We start from the raw sequence: 5,957 nt of genomic DNA, 5'->3' as shown, positions 1-5,957 counted from the left end.
TCCTGTCCGCCGCGGGCCCGGCCCGCCCCGCCCCGGCGCCCCCCGCGCCGCCGCCCCCCCCCCCCCCCCCCCGCCGGGGTGAGGTGCCCCGTCGGGCCGCACCTCGTCGCTGATGTCGCAGACGATTCAGCTCCAAAGCGAGCGCCTGGGACAGGTCCGACCCGCCCCCGCCGCCGTGTGTGGCGGCGGCCGGACGGGCCAATGCGGGCCAGGTGAGCGCGGGGCGGGGCGGGGTCAGGCCGGCGGGCGCTGGGTGAGGACCGCGTCCAGTAGGCCGGGGTAGAGCTCGTCCAGCTCGTCCCGGCGGAGCCGGACGAGTCGGCTGGTGCCGGCCGCCCGGGTCCGGGTCAGCCCCGCCTCGCGCAGCACCTTGAGGTGGTGGCTGCGGGTTGCCTTGGAGACGCCGAAGTCGAAACTGCCGCAGGCGGACTCGCCGCCCTCGGCGAGCGCGCGGACGATCTGTAGCCGCACGTCGTCGGCGAGTGCGGCCAACACGCTGGTGACCGGTACGGCGGTCAGGTCGGGCTCGTGCGGCTCCATGTGACCAGTGTAACCCTTGTTCGACAACTATCGAACGACGCCCTATGGTCGGTGTCGTTGGTTCGACGATACTCGAACATTGGAGTTGCCGATGCGATCCCGCGCCACCGCGTTCCCACTGGTCGCAGTGCTCGGCTGGGGCGTGATGTTCCCGATCCTGGCCAGCGCGCTCGACCGGGTCGACCCGCTCAACCTGACCACCGCGCGCTACCTGCTGGCCGCCGTCGTCCTGGTCGCCATCCTGCTGCTCCGCGAGGGTGCCGGCGCTCTCCGGCACGGTGGCCGGGCGCTGGAGGTGGTGGTGCTCGGAGTGGTCGGCTTCGCGGGCTTCAACCTGCTCACCAACCTGGCGCTCGAACACGCCGCCCCGCAGCAGATCTCCCTCTTCGTGGCCACCACGCCGGTGATCACCCAGCTCGTCCGCTGGGCCCGCGACGGCGTACGCCCGAAGCCACTCCTGCTGGCCCTCTCCCTGGTGGCGCTCCTCGGCGTCGGTCTGGTGATCACGCGCGGCAGCCTGGCCGGGCTCGGCCAGTTCGGCCTCGGCGGGCTCATGATGATCGGCGCGGTGCTGGGCTGGGGCATCTACACCCACGGCGCCAGCCGGTTCGGCGAGTGGTCACCGCTGCGCTTCACCACACTGACCGCGCTCGCCGGCACGGCCGCCATGCTCGTCCTGAGCGTCGGCGCCGACGCCGTCGGCTGGCAGCACGCGCCGGCCGCCGCCGACCTCGTGGCGGTCACCCCGCAACTGGCGTACGCCGTGCTGGTGGGTGCCGTGATCGCGGTCCTGGCCTGGAACACCGGCGTGCAGCGACTCGGTGCCGCCAACGCCGCGCTGTTCATGAACCTGGTTCCGGTGACCACCTTCGCGGTGCAGATCGCCCGCGGCTACCGCCCGGAGCCCGTCGAACTGGTCGGGGCCGCCATCACGATCGCCGCCCTGATCGCCGCGAACCTCGCCGCCCGGCCCCGGACCACGTCGTTGCCCCGGCCGACCGCGGTGACGGACCCGATCGCGGTGACCGATCCGGTGGCGGTGAGCGCCCGCTGACCCACTACCTGGGATCAGCGGTAGCAGCGACCGACAGCGTTGTCCTAGACTCGACGGCACAACTGAATACCTCATCCAGAGGGGCTGAGGGATACGGCCCGACGACGCCCCGGCAACCACCCTGCGCGCTCACCGCTGAGCGACCCGCGGGGCAGGTGCCAATTCCGTCCCCGCCGCACCGTGCGATGCGGGGAAAGATGAGAGGACTCTCGACATGACGTCGACGCTCGTCGCCTCCGGCATCGACACCTCCGCCAGCCCCGCCCGCGCCCTGGTCTGTCGTGCCTGTTCGGCCCGCTACCCGCTCGCCGCCCAGCACGCCTGTTACGAGTGTTTCGGCCCGCTGGAAGTCGACTACGACACCGCCGCGCTGGCCGCCGTCACCCGCGAGCAGATCGAGGCCGGCCCGAACAACATCTGGCGCTACGCCGCGCTGCTCCCCGCCGGTCAGGACCCGGCCAGCCGGGTCACCCTCGACCCGGGGCTGACCCCACTGGTGGCGGCCCCGCACCTCGCCGCCGAACTGGGCATCACCGCGCCGCTCTGGGTCAAGGACGACAGCGCCAACCCCACCCACTCGTTCAAGGACCGGGTCGTCTCGGTGGCGCTCACCGCCGCCAAGGCGCTCGGCTTCAGCCGGTTCGCCTGCGCGTCGACAGGCAACCTGGCCAACTCGGTGGCCGCCCACGCGGCCCGCGCCGGTGCGCCCTCGGTGGTCTTCATCCCCAGCGACCTGGAGCAGGGCAAGGTCATCACCACCGCCGTCTACGGCGGCGAACTGGTCGCCATCGACGGCTCGTACGACGATGTCAACAGGCTCTGCGGTGAGCTGGTGGAGACCGACGAATTCGAGGACACCGCGTTCGTCAACGTGAACGTCCGGCCGTACTACGCGGAGGGCTCCAAGACCCTCGGCTACGAGGTGGCCGAGCAGCTCGGTTGGCGGATCCCGGCGCAGGTGGTCATCCCGATGGCCAGCGGCGAGCTGCTCACCAAGATTGACAAGGCGTTCTCCGAACTGGTGGAGATCGGCCTTGTCGAGGCGCCCGCTGACGGCTGGAAGGTCTTCGGCGCGCAGTCCGCCGGTTGCAACCCGATCGCCGTCGCCCTGCACACCGAGACCGACACGATCGTCCCGGTCAAGCCCACCGGCATCGCCAAGTCGCTCAACATCGGCGACCCGGCGGCCGGCCTCTACGCCCTGGAGGCGGTCCGCCGCACCGGCGGCTGGATGGAGTACGCCGACGACGACGAGATCCGCGCGGGCATTCGCGATCTGGCCCGTACCACGGGGGTCTTCGCCGAGACCGCGGGTGGGGTAACAGTGGCCGTGCTGCGCAAGCTGGTCGAGTCCGGTCGTCTCGACCCGACGGCCGAGACCGTCGTGTTCAACACCGGCGAGGGTCTGAAGACCATCGACGCGGTGGCCGGCCAGGTCGGGCCGACCCACCACATCAAGCCCTCGCTGCGCGCCGCCCGCGACGCCGGCCTCCTCGGCTGACGGGCTCACTCGGAGCAAGGGGCCGAGTCGATCAGTCGGTAACTGGGTTTTCGCTGTGAGTGTGGAAAACCCGCCGCTACGGACTTGACGGCAGGAACCGGACGGCGCAAGATGCTCCGTGCGGGAGGGCATTTCGCCGAAGACTTTTGAAGTTCTTGCGACCCAACGCCGGAGGCGTTGTGCGAGTGTCCCTCCCGACCAACGTTCGATCGGGCCAGCGAGTAATTCGCTGGCCCGGTCGCTTTTGTAAGGTGCACGCTCACTGGCATGAGCATCACCATCGCGTCGTTCGACGGCGCCGACCGGACTTCCGTCGACGAGGCGTACCGGATCGGGTCGGCGGCCAACGACGCTGATCTCCCGGACTTCCCGCCCTTCTGCCGGCGCCGGTTCGACGCGATGTTCCACACGCCGATGCCCGGCACCCTGTCGCTCTGGGCGCTGGCCCGCCTGGACGGCGTGCCGGCCGGCTACCTGCAACTGGACCTGCCGCAGCTCGACAACACCGACAACGCCACCGCCGAGCTGCTGGTGCATCCGCGGCTGCGGCGCCGGGGCGTCGGCCGGGCCCTGCACGAGTACGGGCTGCGCCTGCTCCGCGAGCACTGCCGCAAGCGGGTGGTGGCGATGGCCGTCTCCGCGCTGCCCGGCGGCGCCGCCCGAAGCGTGGCCGGTGACGCGTTCGCCGCCGCGACCGGCACCCAGCCCGCCCTCGCCGAGGTGCGTCGTCGGCTCGACGTCGGCGAGATCGACCGGGTCGCTCTGCGGGCGGCGCTCGCCGAGGCCCGACCACGAGCGGAGGGCTATCACTCCGTCTGCTGGCAGGGTTCCACCCCGCAGGAGTACGTGGCTGACATCGCCTACCTCGACGGCCGGCTGCTGATGGACGCGCCGATGGGCGACGTGCAGTGGGAGCCTGAGCAGGTGGACGCCGAGCGGATCCGCGGCAACGAGCGGGCGCTGGACGCTCGGGGCCGCCGGCGCTACCACCTCGGGATGCGGCACGAGGCGTCCGGTCGGCTGGTCGCCTGGACGCTGCTGGACGTGGGCGCCTCCGACGACTGGCACGCGTTCCAGCAGATCACCATCGTCGACCCGGCCCACCGTGGGCACCGGCTCGGCCTCATCGCCAAGGCGGAGAACCTGCACCACCTGCTCACCCACGAGCCGGCGGTACAGGTGATCGACACCTTCAACGCGGCCAGTAACAGCTACATGGTGTCGATCAACGAACAGCTCGGTTTCCGCCCGGTGGACTGCTGGACCGACTGGCAGCTCACCCTCTGAGCCGACAGTTCACTCGGCCGTCCGTTCCAGGTGCTCGACCAGCTCGCCGACCGCGGCGTGGCCAACCGGCTGCCGACCTCGCGCAACATCTCGTCGCTGACGTACTCCGGGAAGATCCGCCGGTACCGGTTGCCGAGCGGGGCGCCGTAGGTGAGCAGGGCCACCCGCCGGCGGCAGTGGTCGGGCAGTTGAAGGATCATCACCGCCGCGAGCACGCTGCCGTGACTCTGCCCGGACAGCAGCACAGCGTTCCCATCGGCGGTGAGCTGCCCGATCCGGCGGGTCAGCTCGGGGACCGCCCGCTCGAAGTAGCACGGCGGGGCGAGCGGATGCGCGGCACGCGGCCAGAAGGTGGCCAGCTCCCAGAGCACCCCGACCAGCCGGATCGCGCCGGATCGGTAGGCGACAAGCCCCATCACCGCGAGGACCGTGGCGAACAGCCCGATCAGCAGGGCGCCCAGGTCGGTCACGAAGATCACCGGACGGGCCAGCGGCTCGCCGCCGAGTCGCAGCGCGAGCGCACCCGGGCCGGGACCGATCACCGAGAGCCCGGCCGCCGCCAGGGTGAGCAGCGCCAACACCACGTACGCGGTGGCCAGCAGCCTCCCGAGCCGATCCGTCAGCCGGGCGCGCACGATCGCGTCGCGGACGGCCCGGACCCGATCCGGGGCCGCCCGGGAGGCTTCCGGATAGTCCCGCCGGATCAGCTCCTCGGCCTCCCGACGGCGACGAGTACGGCGAAGCCGGGGCACGAGCACAGCCGTCACGACCACCAGGAGCACTGCGAGGGTGAAGCCGAGGGTGACCCAGCGGTAGGCGATCGGCGGCGACAGCGGTGGCGCGCCGGGCGGCAGCGGCCGTGCGGGCGTCGGGCTGGACCCACGGCCGCGGCCAGCAGCAGCCAGCCGGGCACTGTTGCGTCGTGCGGCGCCAGAACCAGCAGCAGAGCCACATCGAGCGTGCCCAGCGCCACCGCGATGTGAACCGAGCGCAGGCGGCGCAGCAGCGACCGTGTGTCCCAGAAGGCGGCCGAGTCGAGCCGGTCCGCACCCACACCGGGCGCGTGGTCGCTGTCCTCGGGGAGCTGCCAGGTCCGGGCACCGAGCCGCCAGATCAGGACGATAGCGATGATCGGCGGTACGGCCAGCAGCGCGAGTCGTTGCCCGGGCGGCACGTCGCCCAGCCAGGACAACTCGCGCCGCCCCTCCAGGCACCTCGGGTAGGCCGCGCACTGCCACGCGATCAGGTCGACTGACACCCCGACGGTGGAGAGCACGTACATCGCGGTCATCGTCGCGGCCAACAGCCGGCACAGCGCCCGCGCGGCGTGGCCGTCGCGTCCGGTGACCGGAAGCATCCAGACCGCGATGTTGCTGAGCATGAACGGCAAGAGCAGGACCAGGGAAAACGTCCGGGCGGCGGTCCCGCCGGTCAGCCTGCTCCAGCGGTACGCCTCAAGCGTCACCCCGTTGTGGTCCGTGGCGGCACCGTAGCCGGGCCGTGGGCGGTAGAAACCGGCGTTGTCGTCGCCCGCGACCCGCGCGACGATCGGTCGGTACTCAGGCATGAGCCGCT

General features: G+C 71.6%; 5 protein-coding genes, 1 pseudogene and 1 riboswitch. Of the genes and pseudogenes, 3 read left to right on the top strand and 3 right to left on the bottom strand.

Features of this window, described 5'->3' with window-relative positions:
* Positions 1-234 precede the first annotated feature (234 nt).
* Entirely contained in the window at positions 235-540 is a 306-nt protein-coding gene (locus AB0C20_RS33450) for a metalloregulator ArsR/SmtB family transcription factor (RefSeq protein ID WP_196920009.1), read from the bottom strand.
* Positions 541-631: 91 nt separating this feature from the next.
* On the opposite strand from AB0C20_RS33450, the gene AB0C20_RS33445 reads away from it, so the two are divergent.
* The 3 genes from AB0C20_RS33445 (at position 632) to AB0C20_RS33435 (ending at position 4,382) form a co-directional block, all read left to right on the top strand.
* On the top strand, positions 632-1,594 hold the full coding sequence (locus AB0C20_RS33445) for a DMT family transporter (protein WP_357569502.1): 963 nt from the start codon (positions 632-634) through the stop codon (positions 1,592-1,594).
* Between the two features lie 68 nt (positions 1,595-1,662).
* Positions 1,663-1,798: riboswitch (SAM riboswitch) on the top strand.
* A 10-nt stretch (positions 1,799-1,808) separates the two neighbouring features.
* Positions 1,809-3,095 carry a threonine synthase gene (gene thrC / locus AB0C20_RS33440; RefSeq protein WP_357183699.1) on the top strand — a complete coding sequence of 429 codons (1,287 nt, stop codon included), beginning with the start codon at positions 1,809-1,811 and terminating at the stop codon, positions 3,093-3,095.
* A gap of 267 nt (positions 3,096-3,362) precedes the next feature.
* Entirely contained in the window at positions 3,363-4,382 is a 1,020-nt protein-coding gene (locus AB0C20_RS33435) for a GNAT family N-acetyltransferase (RefSeq protein WP_357569501.1), read from the top strand.
* On the opposite strand, the gene AB0C20_RS33430 is transcribed toward AB0C20_RS33435, so the two are convergent.
* Together AB0C20_RS33430 and AB0C20_RS33425 are read right to left on the bottom strand one after the other, a co-directional pair.
* Positions 4,307-5,149 carry a hypothetical protein gene (locus AB0C20_RS33430; RefSeq protein ID WP_357569500.1) on the bottom strand — a complete coding sequence of 281 codons (843 nt, stop codon included), beginning with the start codon at positions 5,147-5,149 and terminating at the stop codon, positions 4,307-4,309. The genes AB0C20_RS33435 and AB0C20_RS33430 overlap by 76 nt on opposite strands.
* Positions 5,146-5,957: pseudogene (locus AB0C20_RS33425) on the bottom strand (hypothetical protein); the annotation flags it as partial. The pseudogene AB0C20_RS33425 and the gene AB0C20_RS33430, both read right to left, overlap by 4 nt.

It is taken from the genome of Micromonospora sp. NPDC048843, assembly GCF_040649965.1.
Lineage (GTDB): Bacteria > Actinomycetota > Actinomycetes > Mycobacteriales > Micromonosporaceae > Micromonospora > Micromonospora hortensis.
Note: the sequence above shows the minus strand (reverse complement) of the source record. Positions and strands in the feature narration are given on the sequence as shown.